We start from the raw sequence: 22065 nt of genomic DNA, 5'->3' as shown, positions 1-22065 counted from the left end.
GTCACCGGTCAGACCTCGCAGCGTCCGGAGTGGCTGAAGGCCCGGTTGCCGGGCGGGCCCAACTACCGCGATCTCGTGCAGATCATGCGCACCCAGGCGCTGCACACGGTCTGCGAGGAGGCCCGCTGTCCGAACATCGGCGACTGCTGGGAGCGGCGCACCGCCACCTTCCTGGTCCTGGGCAACCTGTGCACCCGCAACTGCGCCTACTGCGCCATCGCCCACGGCCTGCCCACCGAACTGGACTGGCAGGAGCCCGAGCGGGTGGCGCGGGCGGTGGCGGCCATGGGCCTGCGCCACGCGGTGATCACCTCGGTGAACCGCGACGACCTGGCCGACGGCGGCGCCGCCATCTTCGCCGCCACCATCCGCCGCATCCACCAGTACCTGCCCGAGTGCACCGTGGAGGTGCTGATCCCCGACTTCAAGGGAGACCCCCGCGCCCTGCAGACGGTCCTGGATGCCGGGCCGGAGATCCTGGGACACAACATCGAGACCGTCCCCCGGGTCTTCCGGGTGGTCCGGCACGGCGGCAGCTACGCCCGGTCGCTGGAGCTGCTGCGTCGGGCGAAGGAGTGGGGCTACACCGCCTTCACCAAGAGCGGCATCATCCTGGGGATGGGGGAGACCTGGGACGAGCTGCTCCAGACCATGGCGGACCTGCGGGCGGTGGACTGCGACATCCTCACCCTCGGCCAGTACCTCCGGCCGGGTCCGGACTACCACCCCATCGACCGCTACTACACCCCGCAGGAGTTCGCCGAGCTCAAGCGGATCGGGCTCGCCATGGGCTTCCGCTATGTGGAGTCGGGGCCCCTGGTGCGGTCCTCCTATCACGCCGACGAGCAGGCCCGCGCCGTCCGCGCCCTGCGGGCCCGCATCGGGTACGCCGCCACCTGACGCCGCCGGCCCCCCTGCCGACGCCAGCCGCCGGTCCGTGAGCTCCAGTTGGCGCCGACCTGCGGACAGGACACCCGCCGCCGGCGATACTGGGTCCGCACAGGCGGGAGGCGGGGAGCGTGGACGATGAGCGGCAGTGCGGCGGTGGAGGCCGGGGGCCCTGCGTGCGCGGAGCGGGCCGACGACCTGGCGCACCTGGTGTACCGGATCACCTGGAAATTCATGCACAGTGACCCCACCCTGGCCCAGCGGATGCGGGCGGCGGCGATCACCCTCGCCGCCTGCCTGCGGGCGCGGGACCGGGGGGTGGCGGCCGGCTGGCTGGCGAGCCAGGCCGCCGTGGCGTTGGGCGAACTGGAGTGTTGCGCCCACCTGGGCCGGCGGATCGGGGTGCTGGGGGAGACGGACCGGCGGCGGATGGACGCCCTGCGGGAGGAGGTGTCGCAGGCGGTGGCGCGGGAGGTGGGGGAAGCCGCCGCGGCGGCTGTGCCCCACCCGAAGGGGGGCGGTCGCTGATGCGTCGGTTGCGGGACGGCCGGCCGCCCGGGTGCGACCATCTGCCCGGCGACCTCTTCGCCGAGGACGGGTTCCGCGATCCGGCGACGGTGGTGGAGTGCATCCACTGCGGCCGCCGGTTTGCCCTGGGTGACGCGGTGTGGGTGCCGCTGCCGGGAGATCCCGTCGTGGCGGGCCTGTGGAGCTGCGCGCACTTCCCCGACTGCGACGGGACCCTGATCGACTTCGTCCCCGTCCGCCAGCGGCCGCGCGGTCAGGGCCGGCCGGGAGCGGTCCCTCCCGCAGGACCGCGGCGTGGGCGCCGGCGAACATCGAGTGATGGTGATCGCTGTCATTGAGGAGGGAGCGCGCGTGCAGAGGGACGTCATCTCCACCGAGTCGGCTCCGCGGGCCATCGGGCCCTACTCCCAGGCCATCCGCGCCAACGGATTCGTGTTCCTGTCCGGGCAGATCGCCCTGGACCCTCTCACCGGACAGGTGGTGGGCCAGGACGTCAAGACCCAGACCCGCCGCGTGCTCGACAACATTGCGGCGGTGCTGGCGGCGGCCGGATCGTCGCTGGACAAGGTGGTCAAGTGCACCGTCTTCCTCAAGGACATGAACGACTTCGGGCCCATGAACGAGGAGTACGGCAGCTACTTCAAAGAACTGCCGCCGGCCCGCACCACGGTGCAGGTGGCCCGGCTGCCCCGCGACGCCCTGGTGGAAATCGAGGTGATCGCCCTGGCGTAGGCAGCAGGACCGGGCATATGGAGCCAGGGAGGATGAAACCCGGGTCAGGTAATGCTCCCCCCTACGGGGCCGTCCGTGGCCCCGCCTTGCCCACCGGGAGCATAGACAGCGGTCCGCCTGCGCGGGGCCGTACCCGAACAGGAGTTTGGGCTCGTGCGCAGAAAAAAGTAGTGAACCAAGAATACATCTCGAGTCGGAGCTGTGAGGATGCGTTCGCCATTGTTCCTTGAGCGAGAACGTAGGGGCGTTCGTTGCACGGCCCGATTGTACGTTGGCTCAAGTGAGTCGATGCCCGAATTGCAAGACAATGAAGTAACGTTGACAGTTACTTCACCTCCGTACTGGAACGCCATAGACTACGATCGACACTCGCAAGATCCGACACAGTTCTATAGAACGAGATCCTACAAGAGTGGATTCGACGAGTACGACTCGTACCTCGCCTGGTTAACGGCCGTCTTTAGGGAGGTGAGGCGAGTAACCCGCCCAGGCGGATACCTCGCGCTGGTGGTAGGTACAGTCCTGCACAGGGGCGTGCATTATCCTGTCCCTTTCGATGTGACGAGTCGTTTGGTGTCTGATGGCTGGAAGTTTCACCAGGATATTATCTGGCACAAGACGACCGCTGGAGTGAAGCGGGCAGGGGTCTTCATCCAGAAGCCGTACCCAGGGTACTACCACCCTAACATCATGACCGAATATATCCTCACTTTTCGCAAGCCGGGAGATCCACTTTACCGTTTAGGTTCAAAGGCCCAGCGCGAGGCCTCGCGAGTCGAGGTTGGCGATCTCTTCGTAAAGGACATTGCCAACAACGTGTGGCACATCGCCCCGGTTCCCCCTGGCACTCTACGACATCCGTGCCCGTTTCCTGAGGAGATTCCCTGGCGATTGATACAGCTCTTTTCACACGTGGGAGACATTGTGTTAGATCCCTTCCTTGGGTCGGGTCAGACTTCGAAAGTTGCTCTCTGGCTTGGCCGTCATGTGGTGGGATACGATACGATATCGGAGTACGTCCACTATGCGTATGCGCGGCTTAGCGAGCCGTTGTCAGTTCGTCCCATGCAGCTTGTGGCTGAATTCGCCAAGGTGAGTCTCAATGCGCCCCTGGGGGCCTCACCGCGGACGAGAAGGGCATCCAAAACTCGTCACGGTTCCGGGGTTCCTGCCCAGATGAAATTGGTGGTCACGAACCAGTAGTATCCCAGTGCTGAAGAAATGTCATGGCTTATGAAGAAGTGTCATGGCTTACGAGCGTGAGCGCGAGGGCTTCAGGTTGTTCCGTGATAGGTTGCGAGGTGATCCGGAACTCAGGGTTGAATTGGAGCGTGCTGTAGAAGAGATCCTGGACAAATATGACACTGCGATCCGAGAGAATCGTTTTGTTGTTGGCGGAGTAATAGAGCACATTGTCGGGGTGTCTCTTCGGGCTTGTGGAGTGGGAGTGCGTCACCGAGGGCTGACTTCTGCCGGAATTGACCTGATCTTTGAAGGAGATCCTGGCGGCTATTCCGTCAAGTCAATGTTTCGGGCTTCATCAACCCGGCTCGTCAATGTCCTGGGGCGTCCTCCCGTTCTTAGCGATTGGTGCGCGGGTACTCTTTTCCTCGTTCAGAGAGGTATCGTATACGCCGATCCTGAGCTTCCGTGGTGGAAACGCAATCTGCGCCATTGCGTACGGATTGCTGAGGACGCGCTTCAGATTCGCAGAGGGTGCGTGGAAAAGTTCATTTTAGAGGAGCCTGATTGGCTCGCGGAGTGCCGGCTTCCGGGTAGGCGTCGAGTGAGTTCGGGGACCAACATAGCATCTGCCGATCTGGCTGCCCAGGTGTTGATGCGTTACCACCGGTTGTTCGACCACCTCCCCGGGTTGATCGCACGCTAGGGTTTGCTGTGGATGTGAGCGGGCTGGTAGCCCCTGACCGCTCTGCCAGAGCGCGAACAGGGCGCGGTCATGACACCTGTGTTAGAATTATTTCACCGGCCGAGCAGGCGGTCCGGTTCTGCGAACTGCGGGGTCGGCTAACGGGAAAGCCACCAGCCTTTGGAGCTGGGAATCCAGGTTCGAGTCCTGGCCCCGCAGCCACCCGCCGCGGCCGGCCGTCAGGCGCCGGGCCTTCCCCGACAGCAGCGTGCGGGAGAAGCGACCGTGGGCGATCGGTCTGGTCTTCCCGCGGCCAGTGCGGCGGACGGGGGTGTCTGCAGAGGTCCTGATCTTCCCGGTCGCCACCGGCTCCCCGCACGTCCCGCAGGCCGCCGCGGAGAGAGGGGAGACGACGGAGGAGATCGGGTGTATCCTGCCCGCGTGCCGTCCTCTTCTGCTCCGTCGCGCCGCCCGCTACGTGGCCCGCGCGTCACGCCGCCGCGGTGCAGGTCCGCCAGCCCTGGAGCGACGAGGAGGGATCCGCATGCGTCTGCGGGCCGCCGTGCGCAGGATACTGGAGCGGGAGCGGGTATGCCGCCTGGCCACCGTGGGCGCTGACGGGACGCCCCACGTGGTGCCCGTCTGTCACGTCCTGCATCAAGACCGCCTCTATTTCGCCTCGGACAGGACCGCCCAGAAGGTACACAACCTCCGGGCCCGCCCGCGGGCGGCGGCGGTGGTGGACGTGTACGTCGAGGACTGGTCACGGCTGGCGGGGGTGATGGTGACCGGGCGGGTCCAGCTGATCGAACGCGGCCCGCGCTTTCGCCGGATCCGCCGCCTGCTGTACCAGAAGTACCCCCAGTACCCCACCGACAGCGCCCTGGAAGAGGGGGAGTCGGTCATCGCAGAGCTGGTGCCAGCCCGGGTGGCCGCCTGGGGTCTGGACTGACCGGGGCGCGACGCACGCGGCCGTGGCAGGCCCTTCCCGCTGCGGGTCTCCACAGAAAGTGGGAGAGCCCCGAGGGTCGCGGGGGTCCTCGCGGCCGTTGCTACCGTCAGCCTGATCGTCGGCTCGTTGTGGATCGCCGTCCGCCCGCACCGCGGCTCAGCAGCTTGAGCTCGCCGCGATGAGGGTCGCCGCTGCCGGAGATCGACGGCGCCGTCGACGCGCTACGTGGACAGCGCCCGTTACGACAAGGACAAGGCTCCCGAAGCGGGCAGGCACTCCGATCCCAAGACGGGTGGGGGGTACACGGACAACAAGACCGCTGACGGCAGCCCCCTGCCTTCGCCCTGCCGGGGAACAAGCCCGCTCCGCCGTATTGGATCCTGGACGCGGAGAAGGTCCCCTTCGACGACACGAAGTGCAAGGCCGGCGACGAGGTTCCCGGCATCGTTGTCTCGGGGTTCCAGGGCGACCGCGGGGACGTCCGGGGCAGGGGCGTCTTTCGCAACGGACAACGGACGCTGGAGTGGGGACGCACACTGACCACAGGAAGCACGTACGACGTGCAATTCTCAGACCTGTCCAAGCCGTACTCCTTCGGCGTCGCGGTCTTCGATAATGCGCAGGTCCGGCACGCCTTCCAGATGGGGGTTGCGCGGCTGATCTTCCAGCGGTAGCCCGTCCTGCCGACCAGAGCCGGGGGCCGCGTTCGCGCGGCCCCCCGCCACTACCCGGCTGTGGACGCGGCACCCTTCCGGGTATTCGTGCGTCCGGGTACTCGTGCACCTGCGGGGCATAGCGCTCACGCACCTCGGACAGTGCCGACGCAGGAGTCGGTCTGTGCCCCACGGAATACCCCCACAGCCTGGGAGGGGCCTGATGGAACCGGTGCACGCGGTGGTGCTGGCCGCGGGGCAGGGGACGCGGATGCGTTCCGACCGTCCCAAGGTCCTGCACCCGGTATGCGGTCGCCCGCTGATCTGGCACGTGGTCACCAGCCTGCAGGACGCCGGCATCGCCGACCCCGTGGTGGTGGTGGGCCAGGGGGCCGACCAGGTGCGCGCCGCGCTGGGATCCGGGGCGCGCTACGTGGAACAGCCGGAACCCCGCGGCACCGGCCACGCCGTCCTGGTGGCGCTGCCGCACCTGCCCCAGGACGGGCGGCCGGTCCTCGTGCTGTACGGGGACACGCCACTGCTCACCGCCCGGACCTTGCAGGCGCTGGTGGACCTGCACCGCCGCACCCGCGCGGCCGCCACGCTGCTGACCGCCGAGATGCCCGACCCCACCGGCTACGGGCGGGTGGTGCGGGATGCGGCCGGACGCGTGCGCCGCATCGTGGAGGAGGCCGACTGCTCCCCCGAGGAGCGGCAGATCCGCGAGATCAACGCCGGCACCTACGTCTTCGAGCCCGGACCGCTGGCCGACGCCCTGGCCTCCCTGTCGCCCGATAACGCCCAGGGCGAGTATTACCTCACCGACGCCGTGGGCTGGATGCTCTCCCGCGGCCATCCGGTGGAAGCCCTGAAGACGTCCGCCGACGAGGTGGTGGGGGTCAACTCCCGGCGGGACCTGGCGGCGGCGGAGGCGCTGATGCGCCGCCGGATCCTGGAGAGCCTGATGGATGCCGGGGTCACCGTCGTCGATCCCGTCACCACCTACGTCCACGCCGGCGTGACGGTGGGCCCCGACACGGTGATCCACCCCCACTCGTTCCTGGAGGGGGCGACGGTGGTGGGCCGCGGGTGCGTCATCGGTCCGGGGGCGCGCCTGGTGGATACCGTCCTGGGCGACGGGGTGCGGGTGGTGGCCTCCACGGTGGAGGGCAGCGAGGTGGGCGAGGGGTCCTCCATCGGTCCCTACAGCCGGCTGCGGCCCGGCACCCGCGTGGGGCGCGGGGTGGAGATCGGCAACTTCGCCGAGCTGAAGAACGCCACGGTGGGCGACCACACCAAGGTCCACCACATGTGCTACCTGGGAGACGCCACCGTCGGCGCCCGGGTGAACATCGGCGCCGGGACCATCACCTGCAACTACGACGGCCGACGCAAGCACCACACGGTCATCGAGGACGAGGCGTTCATCGGCAGCGACACCATGCTGGTGGCTCCCGTGCGCGTCGGCCGGGGGGCGGTCACCGGCGCCGGATCGGTGGTGACCAAGGACGTGCCCGCGGGGGCGGTGGCGGTGGGGGTGCCCGCGCGCGTGATCCGCCATGTCGCAGCAGATCCTGAGCGCTGAGGCCGCGTCCGCGGCGTCCCGGGCGGGCGGACGGCGGCCGCTGAAGCTGTTCGCCGGCGGGGGCAATCCGGCCCTCGCCCGGGAGATCGCCGCCCTGCTGGACGTCCCCCTGGCGGAGATGACCGTCTTCCGGTTTGCCGACGGCGAGGTCGGGGTGCGCATTGACGAGAGCGTGCGGGGCGAGGATGCCTTCGTCATCCAGCCCACGGGCCCGCCGGTCAACGAGAACCTGATGGAGCTGCTGGTGATCGTGGATGCCCTGCGGCGGGCGTCGGCGGACCGGATCACCGCCGTCATCCCCTATTTCGGGTACGCCCGGCAGGACCGCAAGACCCGGCCCCGGGAGCCGATCTCCGCCAAGCTGGTGGCCAACCTCCTGGTGGCGGCCGGATGCCACCGCATCCTGACCGTGGACCTGCACGCCGGGCAGATCTGGGGCTTTTTCGACATCCCCCTGGACCACCTGCCCGCCCGCCCCATCCTGGCCGACTACATCGCCCGCAAGCAGTTGGCCAACCCGGTGATCGTCTCTCCCGACGTGGGCGGCGTGCCCCGGGCGCGGGAGTTCGCCCGCCGGCTGGGGGCCCCCCTGGCCATCATCGACAAGCGCCGGGACCGCCCCAACCAGGTCACGGACGTGGTGCACGTGATCGGCAAGGTCCACCGGCGCACCGCGATCCTGGTGGACGACATCGTGGATACCGCGGGCACGCTGGTGATGGGGGCCCGGGCGCTGGTGCGCCGGGGCGTGAGCGCGGTGTATGCCTGCGCCACCCACGCCCTGCTGTCCGGCCCGGCGGTGGACCGGCTGGCCCACAGCCCGATCCAGGAGCTGGTGGTCACCAACACCATCCCCGTGCCGGCCGACCGCCGCCCCGGTACCCTCACGGTTCTGTCGGTGGCCTCCCTGCTGGCCGAGGCCATTCGCCGCATTCACGAGGATCGCTCGGTCAGCCAGCTCTTCGACTGACGGCAGCGCGGACGCGGGCACACCGCCGGGCACCGGGGTCGTGCGCGTCCCTGTTTTCGCACGTCCACGCGCTGGTCTACAATACGGGTATGAGCATTCCCCCATACCTCATCGCCGGCGCCATCGCGCTGGTCGTGACCTACGCCATCGCCTACGAGATGCGGTGGCTGGCGCAGCGCCTGGGCGCAGTCGCGCCCCCCGGCGGCCGGCACATCCACACCCGGCCCGTGCCGCGGCTGGGCGGGCTGGCGGTGTGCGGGGGCATCCTGGCCGCGCTGGCCGTGACCCTGCCGGTGGACCAGCCGGTGGCCCTGGTGCGCGAGTCCCGCTACCTGGTCCTGGCCGTCCCGTACCGGGCGGTGCCCGCGCCCCTGGTGGGGGTGCTCCTGGGAGCGGTGGCGGTGACCCTGCTGGGGGCGGTGGACGACCTGCGCGCGCTACCCGGGCGGGTGAAGTTTCCCCTGATCTACCTCGCCGCGAGCGTCCCGGTGTGGTTCGGGGTGACCACACCGTTTGTGACCCACCCCCTGGGCGGGCAGGTTGTACCCCTGGGGTGGGCGGGAGCGGTCTTCACCGTCTTCTGGCTGGGCTCGATGGCCATCGCCGTGAACTCCATCGACGGGGTGGATGGCCTGGCCCCGGGGGTGGCCGCCATCACCGGAGCCACGCTGCTCAGTGCCGCCGCCCACCGCGCCGACGGGGTCACCATGACGCTGGCCGCGTCGGTGGTGGGAGCGTCGGTGGGCTTTTTACGGCACAACTTCAATCCGGCGCGGATCTTCCTGGGCGACTCGGGCTCCATGCTGCTGGGCTATCTGCTGGGGGTGTCCGCCGTCCTGGGCCTGGCCAAGACCGCCACCGTGCTGAGCATGATGGTCCCCGTGCTGGCCCTCGCCCTGCCCATCCTCGACACCGGCTACGCCATCGTCCGCCGCGCCCGCCGCGGCGTGTCCATCTTCCTGCCCGATCGGGAGCACCTCCACCACCGGCTGCTGGACCGCGGCCTCAGCCAGCGCCAGGTGGTCCTGGTCCTGTGGCTGCTGTCGGCGGTGTGCGGGCTGGGCGGGCTCGCCCTCGCCGGGGTCGGCCGCGGGCGGTCCCTGGCGATGCTGGCGGCCATCGCGGCGCTGCTGGTGGTTCTGGCCTGGCGGTGGCGCCTGCTGCGGGTGCAGCGGCCGGCGCCGGGACTGTCCGGCCCCGCCGACGTCCACTGATGACCGAGCGGTCTGCGGCGGTGTCCCTCCGGTGATGCCGTCCCCGCCATGACGGTGGCGACCGTTCCCCGGCCCCAGGTGGCCCCCGCCCGGCTGGGTGGCGGCGAGCGGGCGCGGGTCATGGTGGTCTTCGGCACGCGCCCCGAAGCGGTCAAGATGGCCCCGGTCGTGCAGCGATTGCGGGACGCGGACGACTTCGAGCCCGTGGTGGTGGTCACCGGGCAGCACCGGGAGATGCTGGACCAGGTGACGCGCCTGTTCGGCATCGTGCCCGATTACGACCTGGACATCATGCTGCCCGAACAGTCTCTGGTGGACATCGTCACCCGGGCCCTGCCGGGCCTGGACCGGGTGCTGCGGGAGGTGCGGCCGGCGCTGGTCCTGGTGCAGGGGGATGCCCACACCACCTTCGTCGCGGCCCTGGCCGCCTACTACCACCGCATCCCCGTCGGCCACGTGGAGGCCGGCCTGCGGACCCACGACAAGTACCAGCCCTTTCCCGAAGAGATGAACCGGCGCATGACCACGGTCCTGGCCGACCTGCACTTCGCCCCGACCCCCCGCGCCCGGGACAACCTCCTGGCCGAAGGGGTGCCGCCCCGGTCCATCTTCGTCACCGGCAATACGGTGATCGACGCCCTGCAGCAGGTGGCCGCGCGCACCGACCTCGCCCTCCCCCCGGGCCTGCCGCCCCTGGAGGGGAGGCGTCTGCTGCTGGTGACCACCCACCGCCGGGAGAACTGGGGCGAGCCCCTGCGGGAGATCTACCTGGCCCTGCGGGACGTGCTGGATCGGTTTGCAGACACGGTCCTGGTCTTCTCGGTCCACCCCAACCCCGCCGTGCGCCGCATGGTCCACGAGATTCTGGCGGGCCAACCGCGAGCCCACCTCATCGAGCCGCCCGACTACGGTCCCTGGGTCATGCTCATGCGCCGCGCCTACCTGATCCTCACCGATTCGGGGGGCATCCAGGAAGAGGCCACAGCCCTGGGGCGGCCGACGCTGGTCCTGCGCCGGGTGACCGAGCGCCCGGAGGGAATCGAGGCGGGGGTCCTGCGGCTGGTGGGCACCGACCGCACCCGGATTGTGGAGGAGGCCTCCCGGCTGCTGATGGATGCCGCCGCCTATCAGGCCATGGCCACCGCCCGCAACCCCTTCGGAGACGGGCGGGCGGCGGAACGCATCGTGCAGGCCCTGCGGTACTATGGGGGGAAGCGGTCCCGGCCCCCGGAGGAGTTTATGGGGGAGGGGAGCATCCGATGAGGGGAGCGCGCGCGGCCGGTCTGGGGGGGATAGCCGTCGCGGTGGCTGTGGCCGTCGGCGCCGCATCCCCCGCGCTGGTGGACGTGCGCGCCACCCTGGCGGGGACGGTTCTGGCCGACCGGCTGGTGGCGGTGGGGGATCGGGTGGAGGACGGCCAGCCCCTCGTGTACGTGCGCACGCCGCTGACCGGCACGGTGGCGGTGGCCGCCCGGGCCCCCCAGGACGGGATCGTGCGGGACGTCCTGGTGGAACCCGGCCAGCGCATCGAGCGCGGCCAGGTGGTGGTGCGTCTGGAGCCTCGCTGAGGGTGGGAGGCCACGGACAGAAGGCGAATGAGCATGCGGGAGTCCGCCGGCGCGGGCCGGCGGTGCGGGAGGGAGGCATGCGGGTGAGGCAGGGTGTGGTCCTGATGGTGGTGGCGGCAGTGGTCCTGGCGCCTGCGCTGGCCACGCGGGCGGCGCCGCCGGGCATCCCGCCCATCATGCCGCTGGCGGAGGTCAAGCCCGGCATGCGCGGGATCGGCCGGACGGTCATCCAGGGACAGAAAATCGAGGAGTTTTCCATCGAGGTCATCGGCATCCTGCGGGGTGGAGGCGGCATCATCCCGGTTCGCCACCTGATCCTGTTCCGGACCAGCGGGCCGGTGATCGACCGGTCGGGGGGCACTGCCGCGGGCATGAGCGGCAGTCCCCTGTACATCAACGGCCGGCTGATCGGGGCGCTGTCGGCCGGCTATCTCTTCCAGCCCGACAAGCGCGATCTGGCCCTGGCCACCCCCATCGAGGAGATGCTGCCGGTCCTGGACCTGCCCACGGGCGGCTCGGCGCGCGCGGAAGCCCCCTGGCCCCGGGTGTTTGCGGCCGACCCGCCGGTGCGCGTCGGGGCGCAGACCATCTCGCGGGTCGTGATCGCCCAGACCCTGGCGGAGGCGCAGCGGATCGACGCCGCCGGGCTGCCCGGCACCACGGCATTCATCCCGGCGACGTTCCCCGCCATGGTGTCGGGGCTGTCCCCCCGGGCCCTGCGGCTGCTGCAGCAGGTCCTGGGGCCGGCCCAGCCCCTGCGTCAGTACGACGACGCGCCCACCTCCTTCGTGGCCGCGCCCATCACCGGCGGCAGTTCCGTGGGCATCCTGCAGGTGCGCGGCGACATCACCTTTGGAGGCATCTGCACCGTCACCCTGCGGGTGGGCGACAAGCTGCTGATCTGCGGCCACCCCTGGGAGCTGCTGGGGGAGGTGGAGTACGCCCTGACCACCTCCGACGTGATCACCGTGGTCCGGACGCTGGAACGCCCGTTCAAGGAGGCCAACCTGGGAGACCTGATCGGCAAGATTGACCAGGACCGGGGGCCCGCCATCCGCGGGATCCTGGGGCAGATGCCCCGCATGTTCGCCGTGCGGGTGGAGGTCTTTGACCGGGACACGGGCAAGCGCGTGGTCAAGGGCATGCAGGTGGTGCGCCGCCGGGACCTGGCCAAGGTCTTCACCACCGCCATGACCCTCACCGCCATCGACCGCGCCCGGGACCAGGTCCTGGGCGGGGGCACGGCCACCGTGCGGATGACGGTGCGGGCCCGGGGACTGCCGCGTCCCCTGACCCGGGAAAACGTCTTCTACAACAGCCGGGATGTGGCGCTGGCGGCCCTGCTGGACCTGCCCGACGCGCTGAACTTCCTCTTCTACAACGATCTGGCCGCGGTGGACCCCACCGACGTGCGGGTGGAAGTGGGGCTGTCCAGCCGGCGGCAGACCGCCGCCCTGGTGGAGGCCCAGGTGGAGCAGCGGGAGGTCTCCCCCGGCGACCGGCTCCGGGTCCGCCTGCGCCTGCGCCCGTACCAGGAGGCGGAGGTGGTCTCCCGGGTGGTGGAGGTGGCCATCCCCCGGAACTACCCGCGGGGGCCGGCGGTTCTGGTGGTGGCCGGTGCCGGCAAGCAGATCCCGGTGGAGTTCCCGCTGGAACAGCGGCTGACCCAGTTCCTGCTCAAGGAGCCCGAGCCCAGCCCGGCCACCACGCTGGAGGAGGCCATCCAGCTGTTTGAGGACTTCGGCAAGAGCACCGACATCCTGATGCAGCTGGTCCCCTTCGGACTGCCCACCGAGGGGCGGGAGTTCGTGAAGTTCGACGTCTTCGCCGGCGAGATCGTCCGCACCGACTGGGTCATCCAGGGCCAGGTGCAGATTCCGGTCCTGGTGCGGTAAAGGGAGCGGGAACAGGGAAAGAGGACAGGGGAAGAGGGGACACGGGCAGAGAGGTGGAGACCGGCCAGGGAATGCACGGGCGCGGGCGAGGGATAGACGTGGCGAACCGCTGCGCGGCGATTGGGTGCGCGTGTCCTTCTTCCCTCTTCCCTCTTCCCTCTTCCCTCTTTCCATCTGCGTCATGCGCGCCGCACTGATCGCCGTCGGCCTCCTGGTCCTGGTGGCGGGCATCCTGGCCGCCGCGGTCCTGACGGGAACCCTGGCCGAGGCGACCCGCCGCCTGGTGGCGGCTCGGGCCGCGGACCTGCTGGGCCGTGAGGTGGCCGTGGCCGGGGTGGGCGGCGACCCGGTGCGGGGTGTGGTTCTGACCGGCGTGCGCATCGGCGGGCCCGCCGGCCTGGACGATCCCCTGCTGGAGGTACCCCAGGTCGTCCTGCGGTTTGCGGTCGGCCGCCTGCTGCGCGACGCGATCCTGGGCCGGGGGGCGGCGGCCGGCCTGGCCGCCGTGGAACTGGACCACCCCACGCTCCGCCTGACCCGCGACGCCGCCGGCCGCTGGAACCTGCCGGCCCCGTCCCGCCTGTCCGGAACCGGCGGACGCCCCCTCACCGCGCCCGTGAGGTTCGGGGAGGGCACCGTGGTCATCCGGGACGCCTTCGGGAGGCCCACGCCCTTCGTCGCCCGCTTCGAGCGGGTGACGGGCAGCGTGTCCCTGCGGCACCTCCCCCGCGTGGAAGTGGCTCTGGACGCCGTCAACACCGACGGCCGCACGCCGGCGCTGGTGAGCCTCACCGGGCGCCTGGCGCCTGCCCGCGGGCGGGCCGATCTCCGGATCCGCGTGCGGGGGGCGTCGGCCGCCCACTGGGGGCCGTACCTGGTCCGCCTCCCCGGCGTGCGCTGGACCGCGGGAACGGTGGACGGACAGGTGTCGGTGGTCGTGTGGCGGAGGGGGCAGGCCACCGCGGTGGACTATCAGGGGCGTCTGGAGCTGCACGATGTGGGCGCCCTGACCGCAGCCGGTCCGGTCCTGTCGCAGGCGCGGGGGCCGGTGGAGGTGGACCCGGTTCGGGTGATCACCCCGGGCCTGACGGTGAGCCTGGACGGGCGGCCGGTGTGGGTGCGGGGTGAGATCCGCCGCGGCGGAGGGCTGTACGTGGACCTGGCCGCCCGCGCCGGGTCTGTGCCGTTGCGGACGCTGCGCCGGTGGCTGCCGGCCGGAGCCGCGGTGGACGGCACCGCATCGGGCGAGGTGCGCGTGTTCGGGCCGCTCGACCGACCCGTGGTGGACGCCTGGATCACGCAGGCATCGGGGCGACTGGCCGGGTGGACGGTGTCGGAGTTTGCCGGCCGGCTGCACTACGCCGGGGGCGTGCTGGCGGTCGGCGGGGCAGCCGCCGGTCCGGCCGGGCGGGTCCGCGGCTGGGGGGTCCTGACGGCGACGGGAGACCTGGTCACCGCCGTGGACGTCGCGGGCGTCCGTCTGGACGCCCTGCGGGTCCCTGCGGGCATCCGCCTGCCGGATCTGGCGGGCCTCGCCTCCGGACGGCTGCTGCTGGCCCGGCAGGGCGCGGACATGGCGGGCCACCTGCGGGTGGAGGCGGACTCGCTGCGGGTCGGGACGCTGGCCGTGGACCGCGTGGAGGCAGTGGGAGGAGCGACAGGCGGCCAGCTCGACCTCGACCGGGCAGAAGTGCGCCTCGGCCCGGGGCTGGTGCGCCTGGCGGGCGGCGTCGCGCCGTCCGGCCAGATCGCCGTTTCCCTGATGGCCACCGACGTGAACCTGCGGCGGGTGGCGTCCGCCCTGGGAATTCCCTGGGTGGCGGGGACGGCCGACTTTCGCGGGGAGCTGACCGGCTCCCCGGCTGCGCCGCAGCTGCGGGGAGACATCGCCGTCTACCAGGGGCAGGCGGGGCCGCTGCCCTTCGACAGCCTCACGGGGCCCGTGCTGGCGGACCGGGCGGGGCTGCGCACCCCCGGCCTGACAGTGTCCGACGGTGAGGGGGTGTACCGCGTGGCGGGCGCCGTGGGATGGCATCCGCCATCGCTGGACCTGGTGGTGCAGGCGCGGTCGCTGTCGGTCCAGCGGCTGCTGGACATTGCCAAGATTCCCCTGGATATGGCCGGCACGGCGGAGGGACGGATCCGGCTCTCGGGCACACCGGCGGACCCCCAGGTGGAGGGGGCGTTGTCGCTGCGGGACGCGGTCGTCTTCGGCCAGCCGGTGGACCGGGCCGTTGCCGCCGTGCGCCTGACCGGCGAGGACGTGACGATCGACGAGGCGGTCCTGGAGATCAACGCCTCCCGGGTGTGGCTGCAGGGGACCGTGTCGCGCCGCGGGGAGGTGGCGGTCTCCTTTGAGGCCCGCGGCTTTCACCTGGCCGACCTGGCCGCCCTGCGAGGGGGTGCCCTGCGGGTGGAGGGCGACGCCGACCTGGTGGGCACCCTCGGCGGCAGCCTGCGCGCCCCCGTGGTGGACGCGCGACTGGCGTCCACGACCCTTGTCCTCAACGGGCAGCCCTTCGACCAGGCCGAGGGCACCGTGCGCTACCGGCGGAGCCGGCTGGTCCTCCAGCCCCTGGTCCTGGTCCAGGGTGGCGGGCGCACGGAGCTGACGGGCGCCGTGCTGCTGACGCCCGATCCGGTGGTGGACCTGCACGCGGTGGTGGAGGGGATGCGGGTGCCGCCGCTGCTGGCCATGGCGCGGGCAGTCCCGCGGACGGCGGTGGACGGCCGGGTGGATGGCGAGATCGTCGCCAGCGGGCGGCTCAGCGATCCCGACGTGGCCCTGGTCGTGCGGATCTCCGACGGGCGGCTGGGCGACCACCCGGTGCGGGAGGCCATCGTCGACGTGGTCCTGACCGACCGGGTGGCCACGGTGCGGTCTCTGGTGGTGCGGCCCGAGCAGGGTGTCCTGGTCGGCGCCGGGCGGGTGGACCTGGCCGGGCAGACCGACGTGGAGGTCAGCGCCCAGGGGATCGACCTGGACCTGCTGCGCCCGCTGCTGGGCCTGCCGGTGCCGCTGTCGGGGTCGCTGGACGCCACCGTGCAGCTGACCGGTCCTCCCGGGGCGCTGGTGGTAGGGATCTCCGCGTCGGTCACCGACGGAGGTGTGGTCGGAGCCCGCTTCCAGCGGCTCACCCTCCAGGCCTACTACCGCAACGGCGACCTGGTGGTGGAGCAGGGCCTGGCACAGCAGGATCGGCACCGGATCAAGGTGTCGGGCCGGGTGCCGGTGGAACTGCCGGCGGGCCGGGTGGACCCCGGCCGGCCCCTGGACCTGCGGGCCGCGCTGGTGGACGGCGACCTCTCGTTCCTGCTCGGCCTGGCGCCCTGGATCGAGGAGGCGAGCGGGCCGGTGCAGGGAGAGGTCGTCGTCAGCGGGACCGCCCAGCAGCCACAGGTCTCGGGCTCCGTGACCATCACCGGGGGCCGGCTGCGCCTGCGGGGCGTGGAGCTGCCGCTGGAGGATCTGGAAGCCACCTTGCACCTCAGCGGAGACGAGCTGCGCCTGGTCCGGCTGCGGGCACGGGCGGGCGGAGGGGACGTCGCGGGCTCGGGGACGATGACGCTCCGCCGGTTCACCCCAGACAGGGTGACCGCGGAGGCGACCCTCCGGGGCGTCCGCGCGCGGGTCCCCGATCTGCTGGACGCGGTGGTGGATGCCGACCTTTCCCTGGCGGGCCCGGTGGCCGGACCGATCCTCTCGGGCACCGTGACCCTCAGCGGTGGAGACCTGTACGTCCCTCAGGCGTCGCCGTCTCGCCCCCGGGCTCGCGCCGCCATGGACCCGGCCCTGGATGTGGCTGTCCGGGCCGGAGAGGATCTGTGGGCGAACGTGGGCCGGCTGCGCGTGCTGGTCCACGGCGGCGTCCGGGCGGCCGGCACCTGGACGTCTCCGCGCCTGTCGGGAGAAGTGGAGTCCGAGCGGGGGACCTTCGCCGCCTTCAACACGACCTTCGCGCTGACCGAGGCCCGGGCGGGCTTTGCCGAGTTCCGCGGCACGGTCCCCGAGATCGACGCCCGGGCGGAGACCACCATGCAGCTGGTCACCCAGGTGGTGACCGCCACCGGCACCGAGCGCCGGCTGGAGACGGTGCGGGTGTTCCTCCACATCGCCGGGACCCCCGACGACCTGGCCGTGGACCTGACCAGCGACCCGCCCCTGACCCGGGAGGAGATCCTGGCCGGGCTGGCCGGACGGGTGGGCGTGACGCGGCTGCTGCAGGGTCAGGACGTGGAGGCCGTGGTGCGGGCGGAACTGGGGGCGGCGGTCTTCGGCGGCGTGGGGCGGGCCGTGGCCCGGGCCTTCGGGCTGGAGGAGTTCACCATCACCTACGAGGTGGAGCGGCCGCTGCTGCTGCGGCTGGGCAAGGCCGTGGTCCGCAACCTCTACGTGACCCTCACCTCCGAGCTGGGCGTCACCCAGCGCTACGTGTGGTCTCTGGAGTACCGGCTGACCCCGGCCACGATGCTCAGCTTCTCGGTGGACAACCAGGGCGGCTACGACCTCTTCCTCCGGATGGTGCGGAGATTCTAAAAGGGAAAAGGGAAAAGGGAAAAGGGGAGACGGCTTGCGGCATCTTTTCCCCTTTTCCCTTTTCCCTCTTCCTTTTTCCCTTTTCCCTCCCCCTGGCAGGAGTCCGTCCCGGCGGGTGCGAACACAGCGCGGGACGTCCCCGCGCGGCGGGACGCCCGGAGCCCGTGCTGACCCGGTACCTGGAGGAGCTGCAGAAGGTCCACATTCTCGGCCCCGACGAGGAGCGGCTGCTGTGGCGGCGGTTCCGCGTCGACGGGGACGCGGACAGCCGCCTGCGCCTGATCGAGGCCTACCAGCCCCTGGTGTTCAAGGTGGTGATGCAGCTGCGCCCCCCCGACGGCGTGCTGCTGGACATGCTGCAGGAGGGCACGGTCGGGCTCATCGAGGCGGTGGAGAGGTTCGACCCCGGCCGCGGCGTGCGGTTTTCGACCTTCGCCACCTACCGGATCCGCGGCCGCGTGCTGAACGCCCTCAGGAGGGGCGCCCCGGCGGCGTACTCCCTGGAACAGGACGGCCTGGACGACCTCCCGCTGGCCACCCGCCTGGCGGATCCGGACAGCGACCGGGCGCTGGCCGACGTGGAGGACGGGGCCGTGCTGGACCAGCTGCGCCGGGCCATGGATGCGTTGCCGGCCCGCGAACGCGCCATCCTGCGGGGTACCTACCTGGAGTCCCGCCATCCCCGCCATCTGGCGCGGGAACTGCGGATCAGCCTGTCTCACTTTTACCGCCTGCACCGGCAGGCGCTGGATCGCGTGCGCGCCCTGGTGGGCGCGGACGTGCACACGGAGGGGAAGGTTCCCGGATATTAAGAAGGTGCAGGACGATCGGGCGTGGGAGGTCCGGCATGGCCGTCACGGCGGATGAACAGATCCTGGCCCGGATCGGGTTCGCCCAGCGCTGGCTGGAACGGGCCCGCCGGTACTACAGCGAGGGGAATCCGGCGCGCAGCATTCTGACGCTGGCGCTGGCCGACGCCGAGGTGCGCCGGGCCCTGGAGGTGGCCGGGCTGGCGCCCCGCCGGGCCGCCCGGGGGCCGGCGCTGGCGCTGGCCGTGCTGGCCGTCGCGGCGCTCGCGGCGGTGGTGTGGATCGGCCAGGCGGAGATCTCCGGATCGTCGCAGGTCCACGCCGGGCCGCCGGTGCTGCGCCTGCCGGAGACCTCGGGATCGGTGCTGGCGTCGCTGGTGCTTGCCGCGCCGGCGGAGATTCCCGCGCCGGCGCAGGCTCCGCTGTCGTCCCCCGCGCGGCCCCGGCGCAGCGCGCCGCCCGCCGCGGCGGCGCCTGCGGCGCCCGCGCCCGCGCGTCCGTCCCCCCCGTCTTCTCCGCCTCCGACCCCCCAGACTCCGCCGGAGCCGCCGGCCGTCCGGGAGGCGCCCGCCCGGCCGGCTCTGTCCCTGGACGAGCTGGTGGAGCTGATCCTGACGGCGGATCGCACGCTGCGGCGCGAACCTGGGACTCCGTAGTCCCGTACACCCTGGCGGACACCCGCCATCCGGGCGCGCCCGGACGAGGTGTCCGCGCCATTCCGCGGGAGGTCGCATGGTGAGGTCGCTCATCCGACGCGCGTGGTGGGTGGCGCTGGCCGGCCTGGTGGTGCAGCCGGCCCCCGCCCTCTCTCAGGCTCCGAGCCCTCCCCAGACCGTGAAGGCGATCGAGGTGCGGGGCGCCGTGCGGGTCCCCATCGACCACATCCTGGCCGCCGTCACCGAGACCCGGGTGGGTGAGCCGCTGTCCGACGAGAAGGTCCGCGCCGACGTGCGGGCCATCAACGACCTGGGGTGGTTCACCGACGTCATGGCCCGGCTGGAGCCCGCCCCCGACGGCGTCACGGTGGTCTTCCTGGTGACCGAGAACCCGGTGCTGGCCGAGGTGGTCGTGGAGGGCAACGCCTCGATCCCCACCCGCGACATCCTCGAGGCGCTGGCCCTCCCCACCGGGGAGGTGCTCAACCTCCGCCGGCTGCGGGACGGCACGGCGGCCGTCCAGCGCCTGTACGAATCCCGGGGATATGTCCTGGCCCGGGTGGCGGACGTGGCCATCCTGCCGGCCGACAGCCCGGACCAGGCCCGGCTGCGCCTGCGCGTCGCCGAGGGGGTGGTGGAGGCGGTCCGGTTTGACGGCCTGCGCAAGACGCAGCTGGCCACCGCCCGGCGATACGTGCGGGAGACCACCCCCGGCGTGGTGTTCAACGTGAACGTGCTGCAGCGGGACCTGCAGCGGCTGTTTGACAGCGGCCTGTTCGAGTCGGTCCGCGCCCGCCCCGAGCCGGGTCAGACCCCCGACAGCGCCGTGATCGTCATCGAGGTGCGGGAGGCGCGCACCGCCCAGGCGGCGTTCGGCCTGGGCTACAACAACCGGGAGGGCCTGCTGGGATTCATCGAGTACCGGGACCGGAACTGGCGGGGCCGCGGCCAGTCGGTGGCGCTGCGGGTGGAGCGGGCGGTGCAGACCGGCTCGGATCAGGTGCTGAACTATGAGCTGTCGTTCAGCGAGCCGTTCCTGGAGGGCCCCGGGGCGTCGCTGGACCTCAGCCTGTTCTCCCGGGCGTCGGTGGAGCAGGAGTACGACTCCTCGGGCACCGTGCAGTCCCGCTACAGCCTCCAGCGCCAGGGAGCGTTCATCGCCCTCAGCCGGTTCCTGGACGGGACCACGACGGGAACCCTGCGCCTGCGCAGCGAGCTGGCGGAGATCACCCTGCTCCCCCTGAATCCCGCCGATCCCAGCAGTCCCGTGTCGCCCCCGCCCAGCGGGTTCGTGCCGGGACGGGTGGTGGGCCTGCAGCTGTCGGCGACCCGGGATGTGCGCGACAGCCGCCTGGCGCCGACCCGGGGCAGCAGGTTGTTTGCGTCCGGCGAACTGGCGGCGGCAGCCCTGGGCAGCGACTTCGCCTTTACCAAGTACACGGTGGACTACCAGCACCTGCTTCCGGTGGGCCACCAGTCCACCCTGGTGGGGCGCATCCTCGTGGGGGCGGCGACGGGGACCCTGCCCCTGCAGGAGCGGTTCGTGTTCGGCGGTCCCAGCACGGTGCGGGGTCTGCCCCTGGGATTCCGCCGGGAGAACAGCCTTGTCGTCGCCAACGTGGAGTACCGCTTTCCCCTCAGCGCCCTGATCCCGGCCTTCCAGGACGTGAGCGGCATCCTGTTCTTCGACGCCGGAAATGCCCCGCTGCAGTTCACCTCCCCTCTGACCTCCTACGGGGTGGGCGTGGCCATCGCCACCCCCCTGGGCCCCATCCGCATTGACATGGCGTGGGCGCCCGACGGGACGCGCCAGACCTGGCTGTCCCTGGGCGCTCCTTTCTAGGGCGTCATGGGGGGCCGGGCGCGGCTTGCGGCGGGCGTGGTCCTGCTGGCGCTGGCGGCGGTGCCGCCGCCCGCCCTGGCCCGGGAGCAGGTGCAGCAGGTGGTGGTGGAGATCGCCTTCGACGGTCCCGCCCCTCACCCGCTGGTGGTGGGGCGTCTGCGGGACACCGCCGCCGCCGTCGGGAGCCGGCTGCTGGTGGGGAGGCCGGTGGACTCCGTGGCCACCGAGCACTCCCGCCTGGCGGAGGCCGCGGGCGCGGTCCTGGGGCGGGTGGCGACGGGGTACGAGGTGGCGGAGGTCCGGGTGGAGCCCGGCCCGGTGGCCGTCCTGGCGGTGCGCCTGCGCGCCCGGGAGCCGGTGATGGGGCCGGCGGATGTCTCGGCGGAGATGCCGGGACTGGACCCCCGGGTGCAGCGGCTGGTGGCGGCGGATCTGGACCGCTCCCGCGCCCGTATCGCCGAGCTCCCGCTTGGACTGCCGCCGTCGGCCCTGGAGTGGGCCGCCCCGGTCGTGGTCGCTGCCGCCCGCGACGCGGTCGAGGAGGTCCTGCCCGGCTACACCGCCCGGGTCGAGATCGCGGCCGGCGTCGCCACCCGGATCCTGCTCACGGTCCTGCCCCGGGACGGGCGCGTCATCCGCAACATCGGCGTCCGGTTCCGCTCCACCTCCATCCCCCTGGTGCTGCTGGACCCGCACGCGCCGCAGGTCATCTCCCTGGCGGGATTCCTGCGGGGCGTGCCGGTCGAGTACGCCCGCGTCCGGCGGGAGGCGCTGGAGGAGATGGTGGAGGCGGAACTGGCCGGCTATCCCCCGGCCGCGCGCTACCAGGTGGCGGCCACGGTGCGGATGGAGCCGGCGGAGACCACCGTCCTGACCGTGCGGGCGGAGTCCCGCCTCTACCGCGCCCGCGCCGAGGCCCACCTCAACATCGGACCCCGTGCGCCGGGCCCGCTGGTCGTGGTGCGGGCCGGCCGCCTGCTCACGCCCCAGACCGAGGTCTTCCTGGAACTGCAGGTGGTGCCCACGCCCCTGGCGCTGGCGGCCGGGCTGGGGGTGCGCTACGAGGTGTCGCCGGCGGTCTCGGTGGGAGTGACGCTGGCCCCCCTGGGCCAGGCCACCACCGGGTGGGCCGCGGTGCACCTCGGTTCCGATGTGGGCCTGCGGGGAGAGTGGACGCTGCCGGCGCAGGTGTTCACGGGAGCCGCCGTGTACCGGATCAACGAGTTCCTGGCATGGGAGGCGGTGGTGACCACCCAGGGCACCGCCTGGCTGAGGCTGGTGAGTAATTTCTAGAAAGGGAAGAAGGAAGAGGGAAGAAGGAAGAGGGGAATGGCGCAAGGGGATTGTCACCTTCACCCGTGGACCTTC

Annotated in this window: 17 protein-coding genes and 1 tRNA gene; all 18 read left to right on the top strand. The window is 71.5% G+C overall.

Translation table 11 applies throughout. The features are described from left to right. A partial coding sequence (lipA, locus tag RB150_04330; GenBank protein MDQ7819764.1) for a lipoyl synthase occupies nt 1-900 on the top strand: 900 nt, incomplete at its 5' end. A 126-nt stretch (nt 901-1026) separates the two neighbouring features. Continuing rightward, nucleotides 1027-1416 carry a hypothetical protein gene (locus RB150_04325; protein ID MDQ7819763.1) on the top strand — a complete coding sequence of 130 codons (390 nt, stop codon included), beginning with the start codon at nt 1027-1029 and terminating at the stop codon, nt 1414-1416. Beyond that, nucleotides 1416-1754: a hypothetical protein gene (locus RB150_04320; GenBank protein MDQ7819762.1), complete on the top strand. Its 339-nt coding sequence runs from the start codon at nt 1416-1418 to the stop codon at nt 1752-1754. Before RB150_04325 ends, RB150_04320 begins: the two co-directional genes overlap by 1 nt. A gap of 13 nt (nt 1755-1767) precedes the next feature. Beyond that, nucleotides 1768-2148, top strand: coding sequence for a RidA family protein (locus RB150_04315; GenBank protein ID MDQ7819761.1), 381 nt, complete (start codon nt 1768-1770; stop codon nt 2146-2148). Nucleotides 2149-4162: 2014 nt separating this feature from the next. Next, nucleotides 4163-4237: transfer RNA gene (locus RB150_04310), tRNA-Gln, on the top strand. 322 nt (nt 4238-4559) lie between these two features. Then, nucleotides 4560-4967, top strand: a complete 408-nt coding sequence (locus tag RB150_04305; protein MDQ7819760.1) for a pyridoxamine 5'-phosphate oxidase family protein — start codon at nt 4560-4562, stop codon at nt 4965-4967. A gap of 344 nt (nt 4968-5311) precedes the next feature. Further along, complete coding sequence (locus RB150_04300; protein MDQ7819759.1) at nt 5312-5641, top strand: ethylbenzene dehydrogenase-related protein; 330 nt, start codon at nt 5312-5314, stop codon at nt 5639-5641. A gap of 202 nt (nt 5642-5843) precedes the next feature. After that, nucleotides 5844-7205: a bifunctional UDP-N-acetylglucosamine diphosphorylase/glucosamine-1-phosphate N-acetyltransferase GlmU gene (gene glmU / locus RB150_04295; protein ID MDQ7819758.1), complete on the top strand. Its 1362-nt coding sequence runs from the start codon at nt 5844-5846 to the stop codon at nt 7203-7205. After that, the gene (locus tag RB150_04290; protein MDQ7819757.1) at nt 7180-8175 is read left to right on the top strand and encodes a ribose-phosphate pyrophosphokinase; all 996 of its coding nucleotides are present in this window, start codon (nt 7180-7182) and stop codon (nt 8173-8175) included. The genes glmU and RB150_04290 overlap by 26 nt, the downstream gene beginning before the upstream one ends. Nucleotides 8176-8264: 89 nt before the next feature. After that, entirely contained in the window at nt 8265-9389 is a 1125-nt protein-coding gene (locus RB150_04285) for an MraY family glycosyltransferase (protein ID MDQ7819756.1), read from the top strand. A gap of 48 nt (nt 9390-9437) precedes the next feature. Continuing rightward, the gene (gene wecB / locus RB150_04280) at nt 9438-10652 is read left to right on the top strand and encodes a UDP-N-acetylglucosamine 2-epimerase (non-hydrolyzing) (protein MDQ7819755.1); all 1215 of its coding nucleotides are present in this window, start codon (nt 9438-9440) and stop codon (nt 10650-10652) included. Next, nucleotides 10649-10957: an acetyl-CoA carboxylase biotin carboxyl carrier protein subunit gene (locus RB150_04275; protein MDQ7819754.1), complete on the top strand. Its 309-nt coding sequence runs from the start codon at nt 10649-10651 to the stop codon at nt 10955-10957. Before wecB ends, RB150_04275 begins: the two co-directional genes overlap by 4 nt. Nucleotides 10958-11034: 77 nt before the next feature. Further along, nucleotides 11035-12852: a SpoIVB peptidase S55 domain-containing protein gene (locus RB150_04270; GenBank protein ID MDQ7819753.1), complete on the top strand. Its 1818-nt coding sequence runs from the start codon at nt 11035-11037 to the stop codon at nt 12850-12852. Nucleotides 12853-13033: 181 nt separating this feature from the next. After that, nucleotides 13034-17389 carry a translocation/assembly module TamB domain-containing protein gene (locus RB150_04265; protein ID MDQ7819752.1) on the top strand — a complete coding sequence of 1452 codons (4356 nt, stop codon included), beginning with the start codon at nt 13034-13036 and terminating at the stop codon, nt 17387-17389. Nucleotides 17390-17553: 164 nt separating this feature from the next. Further along, nucleotides 17554-18201 carry a sigma-70 family RNA polymerase sigma factor gene (locus tag RB150_04260; protein MDQ7819751.1) on the top strand — a complete coding sequence of 216 codons (648 nt, stop codon included), beginning with the start codon at nt 17554-17556 and terminating at the stop codon, nt 18199-18201. 35 nt (nt 18202-18236) lie between these two features. Then, nucleotides 18237-18854 carry a hypothetical protein gene (locus RB150_04255; GenBank protein MDQ7819750.1) on the top strand — a complete coding sequence of 206 codons (618 nt, stop codon included), beginning with the start codon at nt 18237-18239 and terminating at the stop codon, nt 18852-18854. A 76-nt stretch (nt 18855-18930) separates the two neighbouring features. Beyond that, nucleotides 18931-20697, top strand: coding sequence for a BamA/TamA family outer membrane protein (locus RB150_04250; protein MDQ7819749.1), 1767 nt, complete (start codon nt 18931-18933; stop codon nt 20695-20697). 6 nt (nt 20698-20703) lie between these two features. Then, nucleotides 20704-21990, top strand: a complete 1287-nt coding sequence (locus RB150_04245; GenBank protein ID MDQ7819748.1) for a hypothetical protein — start codon at nt 20704-20706, stop codon at nt 21988-21990. Nucleotides 21991-22065 lie beyond the last annotated feature (75 nt).

It is taken from the genome of Armatimonadota bacterium (assembly GCA_031081675.1).
GTDB classification, from domain to species: domain Bacteria; phylum Sysuimicrobiota; class Sysuimicrobiia; order Sysuimicrobiales; family Kaftiobacteriaceae; genus Calidihabitans; species Calidihabitans tengchongensis.
The sequence above is the reverse complement of the archived record's forward strand: the minus strand, read 5'-3'. Positions and strand labels throughout refer to the sequence as shown.